Genomic DNA, 24,854 nt, shown 5'->3' with positions numbered 1-24,854 from the left:
GATGGATTATAAAATCGCCGATCGTTCTCTCGCTCCGGGCGGCCATGCCAAGATGGACTGGGCGTGGCGCTCCATGCCGGTGCTCAACGCCCTGAAATCGCGTTACGCCGCTTCGCAGCCGCTGAAAGGCGTGAAACTTTCAGCCTGTCTTCACCTGGAAGCGAAAACCGCCTGCCTGCTGCGGACGTTCAAAGAGCTGGGCGCCGAAGTCCGCGCGGCCGGCAGCAATCCGCTTTCCACGCAGGACGATATTTGCGCCGCTCTCGTCGATTCGGGCGTTTCCGTGTTCAGCCGCCACGCCATGAGCGGCGAAGAGTATCGCCGCTATCTGCGCGATACGCTGGCTTTCGGTCCCGCCGTCATCGCCGACGACGGCGCCGATCTGGTGGCGACGGTCCTTTCCGACATGAAGGATTTGATCCCCGCCGTCAAGGGCGCTTCCGAGGAAACGACCTCCGGCGTCAAGCGCCTGAAGGCCATGGAACGGCAGGGGATCCTGCCATTTCCGGTGATTTCCGTGAACGACGCTCACAGCAAATATCTTTTCGACAACCGCTACGGCACCGGGCAGTCGGTGTGGGACGGCTTCATGCGCACGACCAACATCCTCGTGGCGGGCAAGACCGTGGTCATCGCCGGTTACGGCTGGTGCGGCCGCGGCGCGGCCATGCGCGCCCGCGCGCTCGGCGCCCGCGTCGTCGTCACCGAGCTGGATCCGCACCGCGCGTTCGAAGCGGTCATGGACGGCAACGAGCTGATGACCATGGCCCAGGCGGCGCCGCTGGGAGATATTTTCCTCACGTTCACCGGCAACACGCACGTGATCAGGGCGGAACATTTCCGGCTCATGAAGGACAACGCGATCATGGGCAACGCCGGACATTTCGACGTCGAGATCGACAAGCAGGAGCTGGCGGCGCTGGCCGTCAGGCGCGAATCGGCGCGGACGAACATAGAGACTTTTACGATGCCCGACGGGCGCCGTCTCAATCTGCTCGGCGAAGGACGCCTGGTCAATCTGGCCTGCGGCGACGGACATCCGATCGAGATCATGGATCTCAGCTTCGCGCTCCAGCTCGAATCCGCTCTCTACGTGAACGAACACGGCCGCGCGCTCAAGGCCGGGCTGATGGACGTGCCGGCGGAGATCGACGCGGCGGTCATGGAGACGAAGCTCGCTTCCATGGGACTGTCCCTCGAGCGTATGACCGACGAACAGCGCGCCTATATGGCCGACTGGCGCGAAGACTAAAATGGCGATCCTGTTCCGCAACGTTTATCTTCTCGACGGCACGATGGAGCGCGCTGTGCGCGCCGATCTGCTCGTCGAGGGGGAACGCATAAAAAAAATCGCCGCCCCGGGGTCGTTGAGCGGCGAAAAATGCGAAGTGATAGACGGCAAAGGCGAAACGCTCCTTTTGCCGGGCTTTTTCAACGCTCATTGCCACGCGGCGATGACGCTGCTGCGCGGGCTCGGCGAAGAGCGCCCGCTGATGGAGTGGCTGGAACAGAAGATCTGGCCGCTGGAAGAGCATTTGACCGACGAAGTGGTCTACGCCGGCGCCGTTCAGGCCATGTGCGAGATGGCCACGTGCGGCGTGACCGGCTTTACCGACATGTACTACCATATGGATCAGGTCGCCCGCGCCGTGAACGAGCTGGGCATGCGCTGTTCCGTTTCCGTCGGCGTCGTGCGCGATCCGGCCCGCTTCAAACAGACGCTTTACCGCGATTTTGCGGAGATGCGGGGGCCGCGGATCATCAACAGCATCGATCCGCACGCGCCGTACACCGTGCCGTTCGAGTTCGTCAGCGAATGCGCCGCCGAGGCGAAAAGAAAAAATCTGCCCTTGCAGACGCATTTCCTCGAGGCGGAATGGGAGCGCGGCTACCTCTCCGACACGCTGAAAATGACGCCCGTCGAATATCTCGAAAAGACCGGCCTCGCCGCCGTACCGCGCCTGGTCCTTGCGCACGGCGTGCAGTTCAGGGAAGACGAGCTCGACTATCTGGCCGCTCACGACAACATCACCGTGGCGCATTGTCCGGCGTCCAATCTCAAGCTTGGCAGCGGCGTGGCGCCGGTTCCGGCCATGCTGGAGAAAGGCGTTCACGTGGCGCTGGGGACCGACGGCGCCGCCAGCAACAACCGTCTCGATCTGTGGGACGAGATGCGGCTCGCTTCGCTGATCCACAAGGGCGTCGGCCGCGATCCGCTGGCCGTTTCCTCGCGGCAGCTGATCGACTGCGCGACGTATCAGGGGGCGCGGGCGTTCGGTTACGAAAGAGTGGGGCGGCTCGCCGAGGGCTGGGCGGCCGATCTGACGGCCGTCGACCTGACGGCGCTCCATTATCTCGGCGCCGATGAGGAAAACATGTCCAGCTACGTCGTGTACGCCGGCGGTTCCGGCGACGTCAAACACGTTCTCTGCGGGGGCGGCTGGATCGTCAGGGATCGGGCGTTCGTCCCCCGTCCCGAGCGGGAAATCCGCGCGGCCAGTTCGGCGCAGCGCGCCTGGCTGCTGGCTGCAAAATCTTGAAGAATCTCCGGCAGCTCGCGCCGCCGTCATTATTTCTCTTAAAAATGTGCAGGAGGGAACATCCGTGCAGTATCGCAGCGGTAAGGAAATCCGTCAGTTGTTCGTAAATTTCTGGGAATCGAAAGGGGCTCACCATTACAAGAGCTTTTCGCTCGTGCCCGACGATCCCTCGCTTCTGTTCACCATCGCCGGCATGGTGCCTTTCAAGAAGTATTATCTCGGCCTCGAGGAGCCGGAATACGCCCGCGCCGTGACCTCGCAGAAGTGCGTGCGCACCAACGACATCGAGAACGTCGGCCATACCGCGCGGCATCACACGTTTTTCGAAATGCTGGGCAATTTCTCCTGGGGCGGCTATTTCAAGCGCGAGTCGCTGACCTGGGGCTGGGAGTTCCTCACGCAGGTTCTTGGACTCGACGGCGGCCGTATGTACGCGACGATCTACAAGGACGATCAGGAGGCCTTCGACATCTGGACCAAGGAGATCGGCATGCCCGAATCCCATCTCGTCCTCAACGGCGAAGACGAGAACTTCTGGTTCATGGGGCCGCAGGGACCGTGCGGCCCCGATTCCGAGATCCTCTACGATCAGGGAGAAGAATTTTCCTGCGGTCCCGACTGCCATCCCGGCTGCGACTGCGATCGTTTTCTCGAGATCTGGAACCACGTCTTCACGCAGTACGACCGGCAGGCCGACGGCAGCTTCAAGCCGCTGCCCCGCAAGAACATCGACACCGGCATGGGGCTCGAGCGCCTTGCCTCGCTGATCCAGGGCGTGCGCAACGACTTCGAGACGGATCTCTTCACGCCGCTCATGAAAAAAGCCGGCGATATCGCCGGCGTCAGGTACGGCGAGAACGGTCAGAGCGATCTGGCGCTGAAGGTCATCTCCGACCATGTCCGCGCCGTCTGCTTCATGATCGCCGACGGCATTCTGCCGGCCAACGACGGCCAGGGCTACGTGCTGCGCCGTCTGATCCGCCGCGCCGCCCGCTACGGACGCCTGATCGGCATCAACAAGCCGTTCATCAACGACGTGATTCCCGCCGTGATCGAACTGATGGGCGATCCCTACGCCGAACTCGGGGAAAACCGGCTCACCATCGAGAAGATCGTCGAGATCGAGGAGAACGGCTTCGGCAAAACGATCCGCCAGGGCAGCGAGCTGCTCGACGCCGAAGTCAAAGCGGCGCTCGAAAGCGCCGGAAAGACTCTCAGCGGCGCGGCGGCCTTCCAGCTGTACGATACGTTCGGTTTCCCTCTGGAATTGACTCGCGAGATCTGCGCCGAGCGCGGCGTGTCGGTCGACGAAGAGGAGTTCAAAAAGGAGATGGAGCAGCAGCGCGAGCGCGCCCGCAGCTCCAGCAAGCAGATCGCCAACAACGTCATCAAGGGGAACGTGTTCAACGCTCTGGCCAACGAATTCGGCGCCACGGATTTCGTCGGCTACGAAAAGAGCGAATGCAATACAAAGGTCCGCGCGCTCGTCAGGGAGGGACGGAAAGTCGACGCTCTCGGCGAAGGCGAGGAGGGCATGGTCCTCCTCGAAAGTTCGCCGTTTTACGCCGAGCGCGGCGGCCAGATCGGCGACACGGGGCTGATCAAGGGCGACGGCGTTCTCGCGGTCGTGAAGGACAGCACGCACCCCTTCGGCGAGCTGAACATGCAGACAGTCGCCGTCACCAAAGGGACGCTTCGCGTCGGTCAGAGCGTCCTCGCGCAGGTCGACGCGGACCGGCATCTTGCCGTCGCCCGCAACCATACGGCCACGCACATCCTGCACGCCGTGCTCGGCAAGGTGCTGGGCGGGCACGTGCGCCAGAACGGTTCGCTCGTGTCCGACCGCTTCCTGCGCTTCGACTACACCCATTACGAAGCGCCGAGCCACGAACAGCTCGAGGAGATCGAGACGCTCGCCAACGCGACGATCCTGACCGACCGGCCGGTCACCACCGTCGTGACGGATCTCGAAGCGGCCAAAGCCAGCGGCGCCAAGGCGCTGTTCGAAGAGAAATACGGCCAGACCGTGCGCGTCGTCTCCGTCGGCGATTTCTCCAGCGAGCTGTGCGGCGGCACTCACGTTTCGTCCTCGGGCACGATCGGTTCTCTGAAGATCGTCAGCGAAGAGAGCATCGGCTCCGGCATCCGCCGCATCACGGCGGTGACGGGCATGACCACGGTGCGCCTGCTTCAGGAACTGAGCCGCACCGCCGACGAACTTTCCGCGCGCCTGGCCGTCAAACGGCCGCTGCTGATCGAAAAGGTCAGGGGCATGGAAGAGGAGATCAAGGAACTCAAACGCCAGATCGACGGGATGTCCCGCGCCAGACTTGCCGGCAGCATCGACGGACTGATCGCGAAAAAGGCGCTTGCCGGCGGCGCCGTCAACCTTTATATCGGTCGCGTGGACGGACAGGACATGGAGCTGTTGCGCGAATCCGGCGACAAGTTCAAGGACGGCGATCCCAAAGCCGTATTCGTGGTCTTCTCCAAAGCGGCGGAGGACAAAGTGCAGATCCTCTGCATGCTCGGCGAGGAAGCGCAAAAGAAAAAACTCCACGCCGGCAAGATCGTCAAGGAATTGGCCGCTTTGGTCGGCGGAAGCGGCGGCGGCCGTCCGAACATGGCGCAGGCCGGCGGCAAAGAGCCGGCCAAAATCGACGCGGCGATCGCCGCCGCGGTCGATCTCGTTGCGAAATTCATCGGAGCTTGACGATGCCCCGAATTATCTGCCTCGACGTCGGAACTGTGAGGATCGGCGTGGCAGTCAGCGATCCCCTGGGCATGTTCGCTCAGGGGATCGCTGTCTGGAAAGCGGAGGGGCCTTGGATGGACGAGCTGGAGCGCGCTTTCGAGCGTTACGACACAGGCTGTCTGCTCGTCGGGCTGCCGATCCGCGAAGACGGGACGATCGGCCCCTCGGCGCAGCGCGTGCAGGACGTGGTGAAGGCGATCCAGCGGCGCTTTCCCATGATCGCCGTGAAATATTGGGACGAGCGTTACAGCACCTGCACCGCCACGGGCTACCTGCTCGAAGGCAACGTGTCGCGCCGCAAGCGCAAACAGTCCGTCGACAAGATCGCCGCCGCGGTGATCCTGCAAAGCTATATGGATGCGAAAGGAGCTGACCGATTTTAGATGACGGAACCCAAAGCGCCCGTCCAGCAAATACCCGCCAAGATGACGCCGATGCTGGAACAGTACTTTTATTGGAAAAACAAATATCCCGACTGCGTGCTCTTTTTCCGCATGGGGGATTTCTTCGAGTGTTTCTTCGACGACGCCAAGCTCGTCTCGCGCGAACTCGACATCGCCCTGACCGCGCGCGACTCGAACAGGAACATGCCGATGGCCGGCGTGCCGCACCACGCGGTGGATCAATACGCCGCGCGCCTGATCGAAAAGGGTTACAAGATCGCCGTCTGCGAACAGATGACGCCGCCCGACGGACGCACGCTGGTGGAACGGGAGGTCGTCAAGATCCTGACGCCGGGGACTTTCATCCCTGAGGAAGGCCCCGTCAACTCGTCGCTGGCCTCGTTGCTTCTGGGACATGACCAGTGGACCGTCGGCTTTCTGACGCCGAGCGCCTCGACGGTGCAGGTGGGGACGTTTCCCCCGCAGGAAGCCTGGTCGGTGCTGCTGTCCTTTGCGCCGCGCGAAATTTTGATCCCGCGCGGACGGGGCTATCGGGAAAAGGTCGAAGCCCATCCGGGCTGGTCGTATTCCGAGATGTCGGCGGAAGATTTCGATCCCGAGATCGGACTGGCGCGGCTGTGCCAGCTGTGGAACGTCAATTCCCTCGAGGGTTTCGGCCTGCGCCGCGGCGACCCGCGCATCGGCGCCGTCAGCGCGCTGGTGAGCTACGCGGAGGAGACCAGTTTCTCGAAGGCGGCCCACATCAGAAGCATTTCCCAGATCCTGCCGGAGGGGTTCATGCACCTCGACTGGCATACGCAGAACAATCTCGACCTCTGGGGCGGCGAAGCGTCGCTGTTCGAGTGCATGAACGAGTGCGCCACGCCGTTCGGGAAGAAACTCCTTCACGATTGGCTTGCCCGTCCGCTCTGTTCGATCGAGAGGATCGACGAACGCCTGGATTCCGTTCAGGAACTGTACGACCACGAAGATGTCTCGCGTTCTCTGGCCGAGCTGCTGGGGAAATGCCGCGACGTGGAACGCGCCATCGCGCGCCTGCACATGAAAAGCGCCAATCCGCGCGATCTCGGCGCGATCCGCGACACGCTGGACGTACACCCGGAAATCAACGCGGCGCTGGGCGAAATGTGCCGTTCGGTCGCGTTGCCGGCTCCCGGCGAACTGGAGGGACTGCGCGCCCGGCTTGACAGATTCTTGCTGCCGGAACTGCCGCGCGCCCTGAGTTTTGGCGCCATCGCCGCGCCCGGCTGCGACGAGGAACTCGATCAATGGCGTTCTCTCGGCGACAGCGGCGACGCGTGGCTCGACGACTTTGCGGAGCGGGAAAAAAAACGTATCGGCCTGACGAAATTGAAAGTCGGGTACAACAAAGTTTACGGATTTTACATCGAGATTTCCCGTGCCAAAGCGGAAAATGCGGAAATCCCGCCGGAGTACGTGCGCAAGCAGACGCTGGTCAACGCCGAGCGCTACATTTCTCCCGAACTGAAGGAATACGAGGAACGCCGCTTGCAGGCGGATTCCAAGATCGCGGAGATCGAGCAGCGTATCTTCGACGAGCTGACCGCGGCCTGTCTCGAACGGACCGACGCCATTCAGCGGCTCGGCCGCGCACTGTCCCAGCTGGACGTGCTGAACTCGTTCGCGCGCACGGCGCGGGAACGCGGCTACTGCCGTCCCGAAGTCGTCGAAGAGCGGGTCCTCGAGATCCGCGAAGGCCGCCATCCGATGGTCGAACGGGCGCTGCGCGGCCAGCCCTGCATCCCGAACGACCTGAAAATGGATCTGACGCGGCGGACGGCCATCGTCACCGGGCCCAACATGGCGGGCAAATCGACGTATCTGCGCATGGCCGCGATTTTGCAGATCATGGCGCAGGCCGGCAGCTACGTGCCGGCGGCGTCTGCCCGCCTGCCGCTGACCGACCGCCTGTTCACCCGCATCGGCGCGCGCGACGAGCTGGCGCGCGGCAACAGCACGTTCATGGTCGAGATGATGGAGACCGCGAACATCCTCCACAACGTCACGGCCCGCAGCGAGGTCATCCTCGACGAGATCGGGCGCGGCACTTCGACGTACGACGGCATGAGCATCGCCTGGTCCGTGATCGAGTATCTGCACAACCTTTGCGGCGTCCAGCCGTTCGTGCTTTTCGCCACGCATTATCACGAACTGACGGATCTCGAAAAGACCATGCCGGGGCTTTTCAACCTGAGTATGGGCGTGGAGGAGACCGACGAGGGCGTGCGTTTTCTGCACAAAATACAGCCGGGGCCGGCCGACCGATCCTACGGTATCGAGGTCGCCCGCATCGCCGGGCTGCCGCGGGTGGTGCTCAAACGCGCTCATGAGATCCTCGAGCGCTTGGAATCCGAACCGCCGGGGGGCGCGGCGATCCGAACCGTTTTGCGCCGTCGGCGCAGGTGAGCATGTTCGATCTTTCCGGTGACGCTTTCATCGAAGAGGTGGCTTCGCTCGAACCCGATCAGATGACGCCGCGGGACGCGCTCGACCAGATTTACCGGCTGGTCTCGCGGGCCAGAAAGCTGAGGTGTGAATGATGGGAATTCATCGACTGCCCGACGGGCTTTCGCGCAAGATCGCCGCCGGCGAGGTGATCGAGCGGCCGCTTTCCGTCGTCAAGGAACTGATCGAAAACAGCCTCGACGCCGGCGCGACGGCCATCGACGTGGAACTGGGGCAGGGCGGCAAGGTGCTGATCTCCGTGAAGGACAACGGCGGCGGCATCGTCCCGGAAGAACTGCCCCTGGCGGTGGAAAAACACGCCACCAGCAAGATCAGCAGCGAGGCGGACCTCGAGGCGATTTCCACGCTGGGGTATCGCGGCGAAGCGCTGAGCAGCGTCTGCGCCGTCAGTCACTTCGAAATCTACAGCCGTTGCCCCGAACTGACCGAAGGCGCTTCGCTGCACTATGAAAACGGCGTGCCCCGCGTCACGGCGGTGCCGCTGCGTCCTGGCACGACGGTGGTCGTCAAGGATCTTTTCTATAATCTGCCGGCGCGGCGCAAGTTCCTCAAGACGGCCGCGGCGGAGTTCCGCCGCATTTCGCGCCTGGTCCAGGACTACGCGTTCGCCTATCCCGCCGTCGCGTTCTCGTTGGTCCACGACGGCAAGAGCGTCTTCAAGAGTTCGGGCGGCGGCAGCGTCGAGAAATTGCTGGCGCAGATGTGGGGCGACGAACCCGAGATCCGCGCTTCCGCTTTCGAAGCCGCGGCGTCCGCCGTGCGGCTGTGGTGGCAGGATCTGGGGCCGCAGAGCCGCTTCCAGCTGATCTCGTTCGTGAACGGCCGCCGCGTCAGCGACGCGGTGATCCGTTCGGCGATCCAGGGTTTCCACTGGGCGACGCGCGGCAACTGGCTGGTCATGCTTTCGCTGCCGGCGGAAGACGTGGACGTCAACGTCCATCCGGCGAAGTCGGAGATCCTGTTCCGCCGTTCCGGAGAGGTGTACGATCTGATCCGCAAAGCGGCGGAGCGTCTTGCCAAGGGATTTTCCGACGCGCCGATCCGTGGGCGCGGCGATCGCATGCCGTTTTCTTCGCCTCCGTTCGACGCGCTGGCAGAATCTTTTTCCGTCGGCGGGCCGACGGCGCCGGGCGGTTCCACGGCGTGGCGCCGCCTGCCCGAACGCGAGCCGCATCCGTTTTCGCGCCTGGAAGAACCGGTGTTCCGCGCCGCGTCGCCGAACGCGTTCGCGGCGCGAGGTTCGCAGGAGGCGAGCGGCGAACGTCTGCCTTTCGCTTCCTATCGTCAGACCGTTTCGGTTCCGCCGTCTGGCGACATGTCTGCTGCGGAAAGCGCCGCGCCGGACGGGAAACTTTATCTCGCCCAGCTGCCTCAGGGCTATCTGGTCTTTTCCACGCCGGACGGGCTGCTGATCGTCGATCCTCACGCCGCCCACGAGCGCGTCAATTACGAACGGATCTTGAAGGCCTGCGCCGATCCGCGCGGGCAGGAAAAACTGATCATGCCCATTCCGCTGCCGCCGACGCTGAAGGACGACGCGATGGCGAACCGCGAAAAGCTGGCCGAGCTGAACTTCGCGATCGACGAGGACGGCTCTCTGTCGCAGCTGCCCATGCACGCCAAAGTTGCGGGCGTTTCGCCCGTCGATCTGCTGCGCAGCGCGCTGAACGCGATCGAGGAACGGCAGGAGCACTCTGACTCGCTGGTCAACGTCTTCGCGACGAAAGCCTGCAAGGCTTCGGTCAAGCTGACGACGCGGCTGGAAGCGGCGGAAGCCTATCAACTGCTGGCCGAACTGGAGCGTTGCGACCAGCCCAACGCTTGTCCCCACGGACGGCCGACCGTACTGCGGCTGACGGGGAGCGCGCTGGACAAACACTTTGGGAGGTTGGGATTGTGAGCGGCGCGAAAAAAACGCCCATCGTCGCGGTGATCGGCCCGACGGCCGTCGGCAAGACGGCCATGAGCCTCGGTCTCGCCCGCGCGCTGAACGCCGAGGTGATCTCGGTGGACTCCCGCCAGGTCTATCGCTACATGGATGTGGGCACGGACAAGATCTCCCGCGAAGTGCGCCGGGAGATTCCGCACCATCTCATCGACGTAGCCGATCCCGATCAGGTCTACACGGCGTCCGATTTTACCGCTCAGGCGGCGGACTGCGTCAGGCGGATCATGGCGCGGGGGCGGGCGCCGCTTTTCGTCGGCGGCACGCCGTTCTATTATCAGGCGCTCTTCAGCCGGCTGCTGTCCATCGACGTGCCCACGGACGAAAAACTGCGCGCCGAACTTTTTGCTCTCGAAGCGGACGAACTGTACGAGCGGCTGAGGAATTGCGACCCCGAAAGCGCCGTCAGACTCCATCCCAACGATAAATTCCGCGTCTCCCGGGCGCTGGAGATCTTTCTCACGTCCGGCCGTCCGGCTTCCGACTGGTACGCCCGCGAGCGCCCGGCCGAATCGCCTTACGACGTGCTCTATCTGGGCCTGTTCAAGCCGCGCGATCTCCTCGTCGGCGGCATCGAACGGCGCGTGCGCCAACAGTTCTCTTCGGGCTACCCCGAGGAAGTGAAGTGGCTGCTCGACCACGGCTATTCCCCCGATCTCCCGTCGATGCAGGGCTTCGGCTATAGGGAACTGGTCCTGTTCCATCAGGGGCGGATGACTTTGGAAGAAGCGATCCGGGGCGATGTGATCGCCACGCGGCAGTTCGCCAAAAGGCAGATGACCTGGTTCAAAAAATTCGCGCCGGCCGTCTGGTGCGACCTGTCGCAGAAGACGCCGGCGGAAAACGGACAATGGCTGCTCGACCAGGCCAGAAAACACCTTGACGAGGCCTTGCGATGAAAGTGCTCGTCGCGGTGCCGACAGGATGGTGCTTCGGCGTCAAGCGGGCGATCGAATGCGTGGAAAAAGCGTTGGCGCAGGCGACGCCGGTCTATGCGATCGGCAGCCCGATCCACAGTCCGCAGGAGGTCGAGCGTCTGCAAAAGATGGGACTGCGCGTCGTCCAGTCGGATGCGGAGATCCCCGCCGGCGCGACGGCGTTCGTCCGCGCGCACGGGATCGCTCCCGACATTCTGGAAAATTTGAGGCAGAAGAACGTCAGCGTCATCGACGGCACGTGCCCCTTCGTGCGCGCGGCGCAGAACCACGCGCGGGAATTGTCCGAGGCCGGCTATCACGTTCTGATCCTCGGAAACGAGAAACACCCCGAGATCATCGGCATGCGGGGATATGTCCGCGGACCTTCGACGGTGATTTCGACGATTCCGTCACTTTTTTCCTCGACAATATTCAAATCGTCTGCTAAAATCCATAAATTGGGATTGGTATCTCAAACGACACAGGAAGAAAGTCTCCTCGCCGAAGCGGCCAAGGCGGCCCTCGGCGTGGCCGACGAGCTCAGGATCTACAACACCATCTGCCGTGCCACGATCGAACGCCAGCAGGCCGTGAGACGGTTGGCGTCTCAGGTCGACGGCATGATCGTTATCGGCGGATATGACAGCGCCAATACCGGCAAGTTATGTCGTATCGCGCGCGATTCGAACTGCGACGCAGTGTGGATCGAGCACGCCGGTCAGCTTGACAGGAGGTGGGTGCTGGAGAAACGGGTTATTGGTATTGCGGCCGGGGCGAGTACGCCTGACTGGCTTATCGAACAACTACATAACGCGATTCATAACATCGCAGGACGTCAGGGGGATGTCAGGAATGAGTGAAGAAGTTAAGAACCAGGTTGAAGAAGAAAGCATGGATATGGCCTCTCTTATGGCCCAGTACGACGCGACTTCGGAAGAGATCGCGCGCGGCAAGGTCATCGAGGGCACGGTGGTCGAGAAGACCGAGGGCGGCTGGCTTGTTGACGTAGGATACAAGTGCGAGGGCTTCCTGCCCGAACGCGAGTGGACGCACCACATCCTTGTCGACGACAAGCCCGCTCCCGAAGTCGGCGACAAGATCGAGGTCCAGGTGACGAGCAAGCGCGACGGCGAAGAAGCCCAGCTTCTCGTCAGCCGCTGGCGCTGCGAGTTCGATCGCCGCTGGGCGGAGCTCGAGTCCAAGGCGAAGGCCAACGACGTCATCACCGTCAAGGGCATCCGCAAGGTCAAGGGCGGCCTGATGGTCAACTGCTTTAACCTCGAGGGCTTTATCCCGATCTCGCACCTTGCCGAGGAAGGCCGCGGCGTCAATCCCGGCCGCTTCGAAGGCGAAGAGTTCCAGGTCCGCCTGCTCGAGATGGACAAGCGCAAACGCCGTTTGGTCCTTTCCCGCAGGAGCCTGCTCGACGAGGATCTGTCCGCCAAGCGCGAGAAGTTCTACGGCGAGGTCAACGTGGGCGACGTGCTCGACGGCACGGTCAGCAGCGTGACCACCTTCGGCCTGTTCGTCAACGTCGGTCCCCTCGACGGGCTGGTGCATGTCAGCGAAGTTTCCTGGCAGCGCAGCTCGAAGTCCCGCGAAACGTATAAAAAAGGCGACGCCGTCAAGGTCAAGGTCATCGGCATCGACAGGGAAAACAACAAGATCAGCCTCAGCATCCGCCAGGCTCAGGGCAATCCCTGGGACACGGTGATGGAGCGCTGGCAGAAGGATCAGCAGACCAAAGGCGTCGTCACCAACGTCACCGATTTCGGCGCCTTTGTCGAGGTGGAACCCGGCATCGAGGGACTGATCCACATCGGCGACCTGAGCTGGAGCCGCATCAAGCATCCCCGCGAGGTGCTGCACAAGGGACAGGAAGTCGAGACCATCGTGCTCGACATCGATCCCGAAAAGAAGCGCATGAGCCTGGGCTACAAGCAGCTGCACGATCCCTGGAAGGGCATCGAGGAACGCTACGCGAAGGGACAGGACATCACCGTCAAGGTCGTGCGCCTGGCCGACTTCGGCGCGTTCGTCGAGATCGAGAAGGGCGTCGAAGGCCTGATCCACATCAGCCAGCTCAGCACGCACCGCGTCGAAAAGCCCGGCGACGTGCTCCAGGAAGGTCAGGAAGTGACCGCCCGCGTCCTCGAGGTGAATCCCGCCGAGCGCCGCATCCGCCTCAGCATCAGCGCCATCGAGGCCGGCGAGAGGGCTGCCGAGCGCGGTAAGAATGCTCCGACTCAGGGTGAAAAGGCGCCTCGTCATGAAGGTTCGATCTCCAGAAGCGAAAGAGCTCCCAAGCCCCGCCGCAAGGCCGAGGCGGAAAAATTCTCCGGCTTCAGTGAGGACACCGGCGTGACGCTGGGCGACCTCTTCAGCGGCATCAACCTCGAAGAAAAGTAACGCACCGTACAGAAAGAGCCGTCTCGCGAGAGATGGCTCTTTTTTATGACTGCTTCGTGAAAAAGCGTCGCGAATATTTCGGGCGGCGAAAACAGGTGCAGAAAAAGCGCAAAACGGCTAGAATAGAAACAAAATATTGTGGGAGGAACATGTGATCCGATGCAGCTGAAAATCGTAGAATTTCCCGATCCTGTTTTGAGACGGGCGACTCGGCCCGTGACCGTTTTCGACGAGGCGCTGAAGGTCTTTGTGGACGAGATGACGATCGTCATGAAAGACGACGACGGCGTCGGCATCGCCGCGCCGCAGGTCGGCGTGTCCAAAAAAGTGGCTGTGGTCTGCTTTGAAGGCGAACGCTACGTGCTGGTCAATCCCGTCATCGTGGAGGCGACGGGGACGCAGCGGGGCGAGGAGGGCTGCCTGAGCTTCCCCGGCATTTTCGGCGAGGTCGAGCGCGCCGAGCGCGTCGTGGTGGAGTGTCAGGACGAAACGGGCGCCAGGCGCCGACACGAGGCGAAAGGTTTTGTCGCCCGCGCGTTCCAGCACGAGATCGAGCATCTGGAAGGCAAGCTGCTGATCGACCATTTCTCGCCGATGAAGCGGGAACTGATCCGCAAGCGGCTGATGAAGCGGAAATGACGGCGAAGATCTGGTTTTTCGGGACGGGCGGCTTTGCGGCCCGCTGCCTGGAGGAAATCGCCCCGGAGTGCAGGCCGCAGCTCGTCGTGACGGCCCCGCCGAGCGTTGCCGGCCGCGGGTTGAAGGCGCGAGTCACGCCCGTGGAGGAAGCGGCGCTGAAGCTGGGACTGCCGCTTCGCCATGCGGCCGCGGTGAATCGCGACGCAGATCTGATCCGGCTTTACGAAAGCGAGAAGCCGGAGCTGATCCTGGTGATCGACTTCGGCCAGAAGGTCGGCGAGCCGTGGCTGCACGGGCCGCGCTGCGGCTGCATCAACATCCATCCTTCGCTGCTGCCGCGCTATCGCGGCGCGGCTCCCGTGCAGCGGGCGCTGATGAGCGGCGAGACGGAGACGGGGGTGTCCCTGTTCCGCCTGGTGGAGAAGATGGACGCCGGCCCGGTGTGGCTGCAGGGGCGCTGCCCGATCGGTCCCGAGGAGAACGCTGGCGGGCTGCTGGAACGCATGGCCGTGGCGGGGGCCCGCCTCTTTACGGAGAACGTCGCCTCGCTGCTGAACGGGACGGCCGCGCTGACGCCCCAGGACGAGGCGCTGGCGACGGTCGCCGCCAAGATCGACAAAAGCGAAGCGCGGCTCGATCTCGCGCTCGGCGCGCAAAAACTCCATGACCTGGTGCGGGGCCTGTGCCCGGCGCCGGGCGCGTACGTGACGTTCCGCGGCCGGCGCGTGAAGATTCTCGAGACCCGTGTGGCGCCGCATCCTGACGCCGGATCGGGAAAAATTTTCGCCGCGGGCGGCCGGCTGTTCCTGGGCACGCCGCAGGGCGCCCTGGAACTGCTGACGGTCCAGCCGGAAGGAAAAAGGCCGATGGCGGCGGGCGACTGGGGCAAGGGGCTGCGCCTCGAAAAAGACGAAACGCTCGACGCCTGACCGATCAGCGGAGATTTTTTGACGGGAGGTCATCCTATGGAACGCTGTCTTTCTTCCAAACGCCTTTACGAGGGCAAGATCCTCAACCTGCGCGTCGATCAGGTGGAAGTGTCGCGAAACGGCCGCCGCGCCACGCGCGAAGTGGTCGAGCACCGCAGCGACGTGGCCGTCCTGGCGCGCGACGGCGAAGGGCGCTTTCTGCTCGTGCGCCAGTTCCGCTATCCCTTGAACGCGGAGATCATCGAAATCCCGGCCGGGGTGATGGAGCGCGGCGAGGAGCCGCTGCAGTCGGCGCAGCGGGAGCTGCGCGAGGAGACCGGCTACCGGGCCGCCAAATGGACGCCGATGCCGGCGATTTACTCGTCGCCGGGCTTTTCCGACGAAAAGCTGTTCGTCTTTCTGGCCGAAGAACTTGCCTGGGATCCTCTCCGTCCGGACGACGACGAGGACATTGCGCTGCTGCGCTTCGACGACGAACAGGCGCGCGCGCTGCTCGATTCGAGCGAACCGCAGGACGCGAAGACGCTGATGGCGTTGGCCTGGTACTTTGCCCGCGCCAGGTAATTTCCCATAAAAAATGGTATGATAGGGAACGGCGCAAGCCGTTCCTTATTTTTATCTGGAGGCGAACGAGTATGCCCGTATCCTTCGAAACGTCGCGCGCCGCTTTTGAGGATTATATCTTGCTGGAGCGCGGGCAGAGCAAAAACACGGCGGAAACGTATCGCCGCGGTCTGGAGCTCTGGCGCGCCTACTGCGAAGAGGCGGGGCTGGACCCGCTCGACGTCGCTCAGGAAGCTCTCTCCAGCTTTATCCGTGCGCTGAAGAGCCAGGGACGCGCCAGCTCCTCGATCCAGCTGATCGTGGCCGGCCTGAGGAGTTGGGTGAAGTTTCGCGTCCTCAACGGCGACCTGCCGATGGGTACGTGGATCCCGGTGCTGCCGGCGAAGTCGAAGAAGCTCCCCAAGATCCTCACCGAGGGGGAGATCCAGCGCATCCTCAACGCCTGCGACGGTCCCAGTTATTACGACTGCCGCGACCGCACCGCTCTGGAAACGCTGGCCAACTGCGGCATCCGCGCCAGCGAGCTGTGCGGGCTGAAAGTCGGCTCGCTGAATCTCGACGACAAGAATCTGATCGTCCTCGGCAAGGGGAGCAAAGAACGGCAGGTCCCCTTTGCCGAAGATCTGAAAAGACAGTTTCAGGTCTATCTGCAGAAGCGGCAGGAGTTTCTCGACGGCGACGAGACGGAGAAGATGCTGTTCCTCTCTTCGCGTCGGGAGCCGCTGAGCCGGGTCGACCTGTGGCGGATCGTGCAGAAGCGCGGCAAGATGGCCTCCGTTCCCGAGGAGCGCCTCTTTCCTCACGTGCTGCGCCATTCCATCGCCACGCATCTGCTGCGCCGCGGCATGGACCTGAGGACCCTGCAGGAGTTTTTGGGGCACAGCTCCATCGCCACGACGGAGAAATATCTGCATTTCGATCTCGAACTGCGCGACGTGTACGACCGCGCCCATCCTCGGGCCTGACGGACGCCGAGCGCAAGAAAGGAAGAATCCCTATGGACATGAAAGAATACGCCCGCCAGGTGACGGAAGCGCTGGAAGCGATCAAAGCGAAAGCGGGCCGCGTCCCCCGGGCGGCGCTAATCCTCGGCTCCGGGCTGGGCATGCTGGCCGAAGCCGTGAAAGACCCCGTCGTCATTCCCTACGCGGAGATCCCGCACTGGAAGACATCGACCGCGCCGGGGCACGCCGGGCGCCTCGTCTGCGGGGTCCTGTCGGGCGTGCCGGTGGTGGTCATGCAGGGACGCCTGCACTGCTACGAAGGCTACACGCCGCAGGAGACGACCTTCCCGATCCGCGTCTTCGGCCAGTGGGGCGTCAAAACGCTGCTCGTGACCAACGCGTCCGGCGGCATCAATTACGAGTACGCCAACGGCGACATCGCCCTGATCACCGACCATATCAACCTGACCGGCATGAATCCGCTGAGAGGCGCCAACGATCCCGAGTGGGGAGCGCGTTTCCCCGACATGAGCGAGCCTTACAGCCGCCGCCTCGTCGCCCTGCTGGAAGAGTCCGCCAAATCGCTGGGGCTGCTGACGCGCCGCGGCGTCTACATCGGCCTGGCCGGCCCTTCGTACGAGACGCCGGCCGAGATCCGCATGGCCCGCGCCATGGGCGCCGACCTCGTCGGCATGTCCACCGTGCATGAGGTGATCGTCGCCAACCACATGGGCATGGAAGTCTGCGGCGTCTCCTGCGTCGCCAACCTGGCGGCGGGCATGCGTCCCGTCAGGCTGTCGGAAGAAGAGGTGCTCTCCGAGATGGGGCGCGCCGCCGCGCGCATTTCGACGCTTGTGGGCAAATTCTTCGAGCTGCTGGGCAGGGCGGATTAAGCCGAAAGGGCAAAATGGGATTCCTGTTTAAGATCGTTCAGCGCCTCATCGTGCCGCTGCTCTTTCTGGCTTTGATGCGTTCTTTTTTCGCCGACCTGTTCCGCCGCATGGGAAGCGGCGGCGGTCCGCGGCGCGACTGGCCGCGCGGCGGGGAAAGCGGGCGCGGCTTTGCGGATCCCGCCGCGCCGGGCGGCGCTCCGCGTTCGCCTTACGAAGTTTTCGGCCTGCCGCGCAGCGCCGGCGACGACGAGATCCGCGCGCGTTATCGGGAACTCATCTCCAAATATCATCCCGACAAGTTCGCCGGTTTGAACGACCCCGAATTCACGCGCCTGGCGGCGCAGAAATTCGAACAGATCCAGGGCGCCTACGAGGAACTGAAACGCCTGCGCGGCATGTAAGCCGCCGGGCCGTTTGAAATCCGCCGCGCAAAAACGTCCGGAGTTCTGTAAAAAAGCGGCTGTCAATAGCCAATAAAAATGTCACCATAACTGCTCATTGAAAAAGTCACCCCCTCACACTCCCATCACAGCAAGACACCTCGAAAGAACTCCCCATCGTGCCGCCATAACAACGTCTACGCGAACGTACGTTTATCCCGACATGTGCTATGATATCCCTGCCTTTTGACGACGCCATGCCGCCAAGGGTGGTCCGGAGCGGGCTTGTGCGCTTTCACAAGCCCGCTTTTCCGTTTCTTTGCCGATGCCTCATCGGAGTTGACTCGTTTTTGACTTTCAACCTCCTTCATCTCGATCCGTCTGCCCTTGGAAACACCCCAGATCCGCCCGGTCGACGTTTCACGCACCTCAACCGTCGTTTTGGCCATCCCGAGGCAATCGTCCGCCGCCGGAACGTACCGACGACCTCCGTAGGAGATCATGCCGCCGTGATCCGTCCTGCGAGATTCGCGACGCGCAAAGAGAAAATCCAAATCGACTTTTCCTTCCGGCTTCACATAAACGTCCTCTCCCTCAGCCGGCGTGACGGCAAACTTCCGATTGTGCCTGGCGATGAGCTTGGGCAAAACCTCGTTGGCCGCCGTGATATCCGAGACGCCAAGCAGCCTCAGCTCCCCGGCAGCCTGTCCTGCATCGTGTTCCAAAGACGTTCGACACGCCCCTTCGCCTCCGGCGTCAAGGCAAAGATCTGCCCGATCCCAAGATCCTTCAGCCCCCGTCCGAAACAACTTAACGGCTCCTCCTTCCCCGCCTCATTCCCTTCATTTTCTTCATTCCCTTCCATTCCCTTCATTCCTTCCATTCCCTTCATTTTTTTCATTCCCTTCGATCCGATCCTCATCATCCTGCGCCCGTGCCTTTGGAGAGCGGAAAATCGTATGCCGGTCGCTGTAAATCGCCATCGGCAGCCCATACCCCTCGATCCCCATCCCCAGCGCGGCGACATAGCCCGCCATACATTCGTTCTCAGTGAAACAGGCGCCAGTCACGATCCCCGTCGCATCGTCAATATAAGCGTGCAGCGTCGCACGCCCGTTCCCCCTGCCAAACCATTCAAACGACGTGGCGTCAGTCTGCCACAACATCCCCGCGGCCACCTTCCGCGGTCGGGAACGGTGAAGCTTCGGCCGCCGCCGCACACTCTTCTTGCTCCTGATCCCCTCGTCCTTCAGAATGCGGACGACACTCGAACGACTGATCCCGATCCCCTCCCGTTCGTTCAGGCATTCCGCAAAGTGAGAGAAGTTGAAATCGTAATAGACCTCCTCATACGCCTTCAGCACCGACTCCCGAACCTCATCTCCGATCCTGCGCCGAGACGTTCTGCCGCGGTTGCCGTGAACAAGCCCCGCCGCCCCTTGAACGACGAACCTCTTTTTGATCCTGATGATTTGCCGTTGACAGAGCCCCAGCTTCTCCGCCGCCTCCCTGTTCGTCATGCGTCCGTCGACAAGCGCTCCGATAATCCTGATACGATCCAGTTCCTTTTGTGACAATGTCATTCGCTCCTGTTTCATGAACGGTATTATCTCAGAGTGACATTTTCTTGGAACAGTTATGGGTGACTTTATCACTGAACAACGACATTCTGTAAAAAAGCGGCTTGCCTAAAGAGGGAGAATAGAGTAAAATACTCCACGTTGCGGAGGCGGATGCAGTCCGGTGGCTGCCCCGGGCCTCAAACCCGCGTGAGGGGCGATTCTGATCGTCCTTGGTGTGTTCGATTCGCACACGCCTCCGCCATAACGAGAAAATCAATGAATCAAAATAAATCGCGAAGCCTGTAAAATGAGGGCTTCGCGATTTTTTTGTTGTCTGGAGAAATACTTGTCAGTGCCGGTATCAGCGGAGAACGATTGAATCTCGCCAAAGCTCTGCGGTCTTGTTTCTCATGCGCGGGAGGCAGGATATTTCTCGTCCTGCCCGCTTCAATTCGTGCGTTGGGGGGTGACGACGGCAGGGGAACCGCGCAGCGCCGCACCGTCTTTTTGTTTCCCGGCCCCGATGTTCCGCGAGAACCGGCGTCGGAAACGTTCCCGGGCTCATCGGACCGCGCACAGCTTCTGCAGATATCTTCGCAGCGTCGAAACTTCCGGCCGGTCGGCGTTTTTCTTCAGGCAGATAAAATCCAGCGACGCGGTCGTCGACGGCGACAGAGGCACAGCCGCCACGCCGAAATAGCTGGCGAACGATTTTGGGCCAATGATTACGCCCTTGCCGCTCCTCAGCAGGTCCATGTTCGTCTTCATGCTGTCGGAGCGGTAGAGGCGGTTGAGCGTGAAGCCGTGCTTCCTGCACAGATAGTGCAGCGTGCGGTCTTCTATCGTGTTTTCCAGACTGGTGATGATGGCGCAATCCTCCAGTTCGGAAAAGCGGAATTCATTTTTTTGCGCGCGAGGATCGCTTCGGGGGAGCAAAATGCACTGCGGCTCCTCGATCAGCGTCCAGCTTGCGAACTGTTCCGCACCGTCGAGCAGCGACGGCGGCGGTAAACGGTCGAGCGCCAGGTCGAGGGCTCCCTCGCGCAGGTCGCTCAAAAAGTCGCGGCCTGCTTCGGTAACGAACGACACTTCGATCTCGGGGTGGTTGTCGAGAAACGCGACAATCTTTCTGAACAGTCGGTTGGAATACACGCGCGCCCCAAGGCCGATGCGCAGGACGCGCGCCACCGTCGTCCCGCTGATGTGCGATTTGAAGTCCGCCCATGCGACGGCGAGCGGCCGGGCAGCCTCGCAGAAGGCGCGCCCGCTCGCCGTCAGCGTTACGCCACGTGTGGTGCGCTCGAACAGCCTGCAGCCCAGCTCCGATTCCAGCGCCTTGATCTGAAGCGACAGCGCCGGCTGTGACACGAACAGTGCCCGCGATGCCGCCGAGAAGTTCAAGTGCTGTTCCACCGCCAGCGCGTACAGGATCTGCGTGATCGTCACCACGATCCCCCTTTGTGCCGTGGTTATTTGTTTTTCTTATAGCGCCATTATAGAAAAGTATTTCCATTTTTTCAAGCTTTTTTATAAAATACAAATAACATCAAAAATAATATATTCGCAAAAAACAAACGGGGGGATTCAAGTGACAAAGCAGCTGATGTCGGGCAACGAGGCCGTCGCGCGCGGGGCATGGGAAGCCGGCGTGGCGTTCGCTTCGGCGTATCCGGGCACTCCGAGCACGGAGATCCTGGAGAACGTGGGAACGTACAAGGAAATCGTCGCGGAGTGGGCGCCCAACGAAAAGGTGGCCATGGAAGCGGCCATCGGCGCGTCGATGGGAGGCGTGCGTTCGATGGCGGCGATGAAGCACGTGGGACTGAACGTGGCGGCCGACCCGATCTTCACGTTCGCCTACATGGGTGTCTCGGGCGGCATGGTCTTCGTCACCGCCGACGATCCGGGCATGCACAGTTCGCAGAACGAGCAGGACAACCGCAATTACGCACCGTTCATCAAGATTCCCATGCTGGAGCCGTCCGACTCGCAGGAGGCCAAGGACATGTTCCGCGACGCCTTCGACCTGAGCGAGCGGTTCGACACGCCGGTGATGTTCCGCATGACCACGCGCGTGTGCCACTCAAAGTCGTTGGTCGAGCCGGGGGAACGGTATCCCTTCGCCGCCATCCCCTATGTCAAGAACCGCGCCAAGTTCGACGACGTGCCGATCGCGGCCAAACGCAACCGCCTGAAGATGCCCGAGCGTGACCGCAGGCTGCTGGCGCTGTCCAACGACTGCAAGTACAACCGCGCCGAGTACAGCGGCAGCAGGAAAGTCGGCATCGTCACCAGCGGCGTCTCGTATCAGTACGCCAAAGAGGTGTTCGGCGACGCCGTATCGTACCTCAAGCTGGGACTCACCAACCCGCTGCCCATCGACCTGATCCGCGAGTTTCGCGCCCGCGTCGAGACGATGTACGTGATCGAGGAGCTCGACCCGTACATGGAAAACCAGATCAAGGCGGCCGGTATCGACTGCATCGGCAAGGAGAAGATCCCCGCCATCGACGAACTGAACCCCAACATTATCCGCAAGGCGCTGCTCGGCGAAGAAGCGCGCGGCGTACAGGGCGATCCCAAGCTCGTCGTTCCCCGTCCGCCCGCGCTCTGCGCCGGCTGTCCGCACCGCGGCTTTTTTTACGAGGCGGCCAAGCGCAAGGACACCGTCATCGTCGGCGACATCGGTTGTTACGCCCTCAGCGGCAACGAGCCGCTCAACGCCAAGGACCTGGCCAACTGCATGGGTTCCGCGTTCTCCGTCGGCCACGGACTCAGCAAGGCGTTCGCCCTCAGCGGCCAGGACAAGACCGTCGTTGCCTGCATGGGCGATTCCACGTTCTTCCACACTGGCATCAACGCGCTGGAGGAAGTCATCTACAACGACTCGCACCTGATCTGCTGCGTCCTCGACAACCGCATCACCGGCATGACCGGGCATCAGGAGAATCCCGGCACCGGCTACACGCTCAAGGGCGAGCCGGCCACCATCATGGACGTCGGGACGATCGTCCGCGCCCTCGGGCTCGAGCGCGTGCGCACCGTCAACCCGCTCCACCTCGACGAGATGAAGAAGGCCCTCGACTGGGCCTATACGGAAGTGCGCGAAGGCCCCGTCGTGCTCATCACGCGCTGGCCGTGCGTGCTCAAGCGCCTGTCCGCCGAGGATCGTCGCGAGTTCCGCATGACGCCGGCGCAGTGCACGATCGACCGAAAAAAGTGCATCGGCTGCAAGAAATGCTTGTCCACCGGCTGCCCCGCGCTCTCGTTCGACACGTGCGAGAGAAAGGCCGCCATCGATCCCATGCAGTGCGTCGGCTGCACCGTCTGCGCGCAGGTCTGCCCCCAGCAGGCCATCGTGAAAGGAGCGAAAAAAGCATGAAAAGGCCCGATACCCAAAGCGTTATCCTCGTCGGCGTCGGCGGACAGGGGACCATCCTCGCCAGCAAAGTGCTCACCACCGGCCTCATCGACGCCGGCTACGACGTGAAGATGAGCGAAGTCCACGGCATGAGCCAGCGCGGCGGTTCCGTCACCACGCAGGTGCGCTACGGTCAAAAGGTTTGGTCGCCCCTCATCGGCCAGGGCGAAGCCGACGTGCTCGTTTCCTTCGAGACGATGGAGGCGATGCGCTGCCTGCCGTTCCTCAAGCCCGGCGGCAAAGTCATCGTCAACACGTATCGGATGCCCCCGTTGCCCGTCCTCAGCGGCGAGTGCGAGTATCCCGACGGCATCGTCGACGAGCTGAAAAAGCGTGCCGACACCCTCGCCATCGACGCCGTGAAGATTGCCTCCGACCTCGGCATGCCCCGCGGCATGAACGTCGTGTTGCTGGGCGCGCTGATTTCCGCCATCGGCGTGGACGGAGCCGACTGGACGCAGGCGCTTCGAGGCTGCGTCAAACCGAAATTCTTCGAGGATAACCTGCGTTGTCTCGAAGCCGGGCTGAACCTCGCCGCCGCGAAAGCATGATGAACGTTTTCGACGAGTACCGGGCAAAACTGCGTACGCCGCAGCAGGCCGTGTCGATCGTCAAAAGCGGCGACTGGGTGGACTACACCACCAACGTCGGCTTCCCCGCGCTGTGCGACGCCGCCCTTGCCGCTCGTCGCGAGGAACTGACGGATGTGAAGATCCGCGGCAACCTCATCTTCGGGCCGCTGCGCACCGCCGAAAGCGACCCTGCGCGCGAACACTTCACCTACAACAGCTGGCACTGCTCCGGTTACGAGCGCAGGTTGTGCGACCGCGGACTGTGCAGCTACATCCCCATGGTCTTCCGCAACCTCGCCTGGTACTACCGTGAGTTTTTGACCGTCAACGTCGCCATGATGAGCGTTGCGCCGATGGACAAGCACGGATATTTCAACCTCTCGTGCGCCGCCGGCGTGGGACGTCCCATCCTTGAAAAGGCCGACGTCGTCATCCTCGAAGTGAACGAGTCGTTGCCCGTCGTCTACGGCGGCTTCGGCGAGAGCGTCCACATCAGCGAGGCCGACTTTGTTGTCGAAGGGCCGCACGGCCCTTTGCCGCAACTGCCCGCTCCCGTTCCAACGGTCGAAGACGAAAGAATTGCCGCTCACATCGCGAAATATATCCAAGACGGCGCCACGCTTCAGCTTGGCATCGGCGGCATGCCGAACGCCGTCGGCTCGCTCATCGCAAAGTCCGGCCTGAAAGACCTCGGTATGCACACCGAACTGTGCGGCGACGCCTACCTCGACCTGTACGAAGCCGGCAAGCTGACCAATCGCCGCAAAAGTTTTCAGCGCGGCAAAGGCGTGGCTGGCATCATCCTCGGCACGCAGAGGCTGTATGACTGGGTCGACCGCAATCCCGGCGTCGTCGTCGAGCCGCTTGAGTTCATCAACGATCCTGCCGTGATCGCCCGCAACGACCGGATGATCTCCATCAACAGCTGTATCTCAGCCGACCTCTACGGCCAGGTAGGCGCCGAGTCCGCCGGCCTGCGCCACATCAGCGGCACCGGCGGACAGCTCGACTACCTTACGGGAGCCGCAATGTCGAGCGGGGGAGCGGCCTTCATCTGCATGACCTCGTCGTTCATGACCCAAACCGGCGAGCGCAGGTCGCGTATCGTGCCGCACTTCTGCGGCGACATCGTCACCGACCCCAGAAGCCAGGCTTACTTCATCGTCACCGAATACGGCGCCGTCAACCTGGCCGGAGCTTCCGCGTGGGAACGTGCCGAGCGTCTGATCTCGATCGCCCATCCCGACTTCCGCGACGAACTCATCGCCGCCGCGCGGAAGCAGAACATCTGGCGAGCGAGCGCGAAACGATAAAAGTTTTTTCAAAAAAGCAGAACAGCGTCTGCCGTGCGTATCTTCATTGCGCAGCAGACGCTGTTTACTTTATCCGCAAAATGAGCGCTGGAGCATCATTAAAGTATAATGTATACATTAAAAAACTTCCTTGACGGAGTTATTTCATTCGATTATCATTATTGAAGTTGTTACGACATT

General features: G+C 62.2%; 23 protein-coding genes and 1 tRNA gene. 20 read left to right on the top strand and 4 right to left on the bottom strand.

Features of this window, described 5'->3' with window-relative positions; all coding sequences use genetic code 11:
- Window position 1 precedes the first annotated feature (1 nt).
- The 16 genes from RAH42_RS07005 to RAH42_RS06930 all read left to right on the top strand — a co-directional run bounded on the left by RAH42_RS07005 (window position 2) and on the right by RAH42_RS06930 (window position 17,827).
- Complete coding sequence (locus RAH42_RS07005; RefSeq protein WP_078016477.1) at window positions 2–1,252, top strand: adenosylhomocysteinase; 1,251 nt, start codon at window positions 2–4, stop codon at window positions 1,250–1,252.
- 1 nt (window position 1,253) lies between these two features.
- On the top strand, window positions 1,254–2,540 hold the full coding sequence (locus RAH42_RS07000; RefSeq protein WP_078016478.1) for an amidohydrolase: 1,287 nt from the start codon (window positions 1,254–1,256) through the stop codon (window positions 2,538–2,540).
- Between the two features lie 64 nt (window positions 2,541–2,604).
- On the top strand, window positions 2,605–5,253 hold the full coding sequence (gene alaS / locus RAH42_RS06995; RefSeq protein WP_317539133.1) for an alanine--tRNA ligase: 2,649 nt from the start codon (window positions 2,605–2,607) through the stop codon (window positions 5,251–5,253).
- Window positions 5,254–5,255: 2 nt separating this feature from the next.
- The gene (gene ruvX, locus RAH42_RS06990) at window positions 5,256–5,678 is read left to right on the top strand and encodes a Holliday junction resolvase RuvX (RefSeq protein WP_078016480.1); all 423 of its coding nucleotides are present in this window, start codon (window positions 5,256–5,258) and stop codon (window positions 5,676–5,678) included.
- On the top strand, window positions 5,679–8,126 hold the full coding sequence (gene mutS / locus RAH42_RS06985) for a DNA mismatch repair protein MutS (protein WP_317539132.1): 2,448 nt from the start codon (window positions 5,679–5,681) through the stop codon (window positions 8,124–8,126).
- The gene (locus RAH42_RS06980) at window positions 8,123–8,260 is read left to right on the top strand and encodes a hypothetical protein (RefSeq protein ID WP_317539131.1); all 138 of its coding nucleotides are present in this window, start codon (window positions 8,123–8,125) and stop codon (window positions 8,258–8,260) included. The genes mutS and RAH42_RS06980 overlap by 4 nt, the downstream gene beginning before the upstream one ends.
- On the top strand, window positions 8,260–10,086 hold the full coding sequence (gene mutL, locus RAH42_RS06975; RefSeq protein WP_317539130.1) for a DNA mismatch repair endonuclease MutL: 1,827 nt from the start codon (window positions 8,260–8,262) through the stop codon (window positions 10,084–10,086). The genes RAH42_RS06980 and mutL overlap by 1 nt, the downstream gene beginning before the upstream one ends.
- A complete protein-coding gene (gene miaA / locus RAH42_RS06970; RefSeq protein WP_296427912.1) occupies window positions 10,083–11,030 on the top strand; it encodes a tRNA (adenosine(37)-N6)-dimethylallyltransferase MiaA in 948 nt (315 codons plus the stop codon). Before mutL ends, miaA begins: the two co-directional genes overlap by 4 nt.
- A complete protein-coding gene (gene ispH, locus RAH42_RS06965; protein ID WP_120372100.1) occupies window positions 11,027–11,908 on the top strand; it encodes a 4-hydroxy-3-methylbut-2-enyl diphosphate reductase in 882 nt (293 codons plus the stop codon). The genes miaA and ispH overlap by 4 nt, the downstream gene beginning before the upstream one ends.
- Window positions 11,901–13,457, top strand: coding sequence for a S1 RNA-binding domain-containing protein (locus RAH42_RS06960; RefSeq protein WP_317539129.1), 1,557 nt, complete (start codon window positions 11,901–11,903; stop codon window positions 13,455–13,457). Before ispH ends, RAH42_RS06960 begins: the two co-directional genes overlap by 8 nt.
- A gap of 159 nt (window positions 13,458–13,616) precedes the next feature.
- Window positions 13,617–14,096, top strand: a complete 480-nt coding sequence (def, locus tag RAH42_RS06955) for a peptide deformylase (RefSeq protein ID WP_317539128.1) — start codon at window positions 13,617–13,619, stop codon at window positions 14,094–14,096.
- The gene (gene fmt / locus RAH42_RS06950) at window positions 14,093–15,025 is read left to right on the top strand and encodes a methionyl-tRNA formyltransferase (protein ID WP_317539127.1); all 933 of its coding nucleotides are present in this window, start codon (window positions 14,093–14,095) and stop codon (window positions 15,023–15,025) included. The genes def and fmt overlap by 4 nt, the downstream gene beginning before the upstream one ends.
- Window positions 15,026–15,061: 36 nt before the next feature.
- Window positions 15,062–15,589 (top strand): NUDIX hydrolase, encoded by a 528-nt coding sequence (locus RAH42_RS06945; RefSeq protein ID WP_078016488.1) that lies wholly within the window; start codon window positions 15,062–15,064, stop codon window positions 15,587–15,589.
- Window positions 15,590–15,660: 71 nt separating this feature from the next.
- Window positions 15,661–16,554, top strand: a complete 894-nt coding sequence (locus RAH42_RS06940) for a tyrosine-type recombinase/integrase (RefSeq protein WP_078016489.1) — start codon at window positions 15,661–15,663, stop codon at window positions 16,552–16,554.
- Between the two features lie 32 nt (window positions 16,555–16,586).
- Entirely contained in the window at window positions 16,587–17,426 is an 840-nt protein-coding gene (locus RAH42_RS06935; RefSeq protein ID WP_317539126.1) for a purine-nucleoside phosphorylase, read from the top strand.
- Window positions 17,427–17,440: 14 nt separating this feature from the next.
- On the top strand, window positions 17,441–17,827 hold the full coding sequence (locus RAH42_RS06930; RefSeq protein ID WP_120372105.1) for a J domain-containing protein: 387 nt from the start codon (window positions 17,441–17,443) through the stop codon (window positions 17,825–17,827).
- Between the two features lie 176 nt (window positions 17,828–18,003).
- Here the strand turns inward: RAH42_RS06930 and RAH42_RS06925 are convergent, their stop codons facing one another.
- Genes RAH42_RS06925 through RAH42_RS06915 form a run of 3 tightly spaced genes read right to left on the bottom strand, consistent with a single transcriptional unit; the run spans window position 18,004 to window position 19,404 of the window.
- The gene (locus RAH42_RS06925) at window positions 18,004–18,531 is read right to left on the bottom strand and encodes a hypothetical protein (protein WP_317539125.1); all 528 of its coding nucleotides are present in this window, start codon (window positions 18,529–18,531) and stop codon (window positions 18,004–18,006) included.
- Complete coding sequence (locus tag RAH42_RS06920) at window positions 18,495–18,680, bottom strand: hypothetical protein (RefSeq protein ID WP_317539124.1); 186 nt, start codon at window positions 18,678–18,680, stop codon at window positions 18,495–18,497. Before RAH42_RS06920 ends, RAH42_RS06925 begins: the two co-directional genes overlap by 37 nt.
- A complete protein-coding gene (locus RAH42_RS06915) occupies window positions 18,658–19,404 on the bottom strand; it encodes a helix-turn-helix domain-containing protein (RefSeq protein WP_317539123.1) in 747 nt (248 codons plus the stop codon). The genes RAH42_RS06920 and RAH42_RS06915 overlap by 23 nt, the downstream gene beginning before the upstream one ends.
- A gap of 127 nt (window positions 19,405–19,531) precedes the next feature.
- Here RAH42_RS06915 and RAH42_RS06910 point away from each other — a divergent pair.
- Window positions 19,532–19,630, top strand: a tRNA-Sec gene (locus tag RAH42_RS06910).
- Window positions 19,631–19,929: 299 nt separating this feature from the next.
- Here the strand turns inward: RAH42_RS06910 and RAH42_RS06905 are convergent.
- The gene (locus tag RAH42_RS06905) at window positions 19,930–20,814 is read right to left on the bottom strand and encodes a LysR family transcriptional regulator (protein ID WP_317539122.1); all 885 of its coding nucleotides are present in this window, start codon (window positions 20,812–20,814) and stop codon (window positions 19,930–19,932) included.
- 142 nt (window positions 20,815–20,956) lie between these two features.
- Here RAH42_RS06905 and iorA point away from each other — a divergent pair, with 142 nt between their 5' ends.
- The 3 genes from iorA to RAH42_RS06890 are packed head-to-tail and all read left to right on the top strand — an operon-like array spanning window position 20,957 to window position 24,674.
- Window positions 20,957–22,750, top strand: coding sequence for an indolepyruvate ferredoxin oxidoreductase subunit alpha (gene iorA, locus RAH42_RS06900; protein WP_317539121.1), 1,794 nt, complete (start codon window positions 20,957–20,959; stop codon window positions 22,748–22,750).
- Window positions 22,747–23,340: an indolepyruvate oxidoreductase subunit beta gene (locus RAH42_RS06895; RefSeq protein ID WP_120372107.1), complete on the top strand. Its 594-nt coding sequence runs from the start codon at window positions 22,747–22,749 to the stop codon at window positions 23,338–23,340. Before iorA ends, RAH42_RS06895 begins: the two co-directional genes overlap by 4 nt.
- The gene (locus RAH42_RS06890; RefSeq protein WP_317539120.1) at window positions 23,337–24,674 is read left to right on the top strand and encodes an acetyl-CoA hydrolase/transferase C-terminal domain-containing protein; all 1,338 of its coding nucleotides are present in this window, start codon (window positions 23,337–23,339) and stop codon (window positions 24,672–24,674) included. The genes RAH42_RS06895 and RAH42_RS06890 overlap by 4 nt, the downstream gene beginning before the upstream one ends.
- Window positions 24,675–24,854: the final 180 nt, after the last annotated feature.

The organism is Pyramidobacter sp. YE332, assembly GCF_033060595.1.
Taxonomy (GTDB): Bacteria; Synergistota; Synergistia; order Synergistales; family Dethiosulfovibrionaceae; genus Pyramidobacter.
The sequence above is the reverse complement of the archived record's forward strand: the minus strand, read 5'-3'. Positions and strand labels throughout refer to the sequence as shown.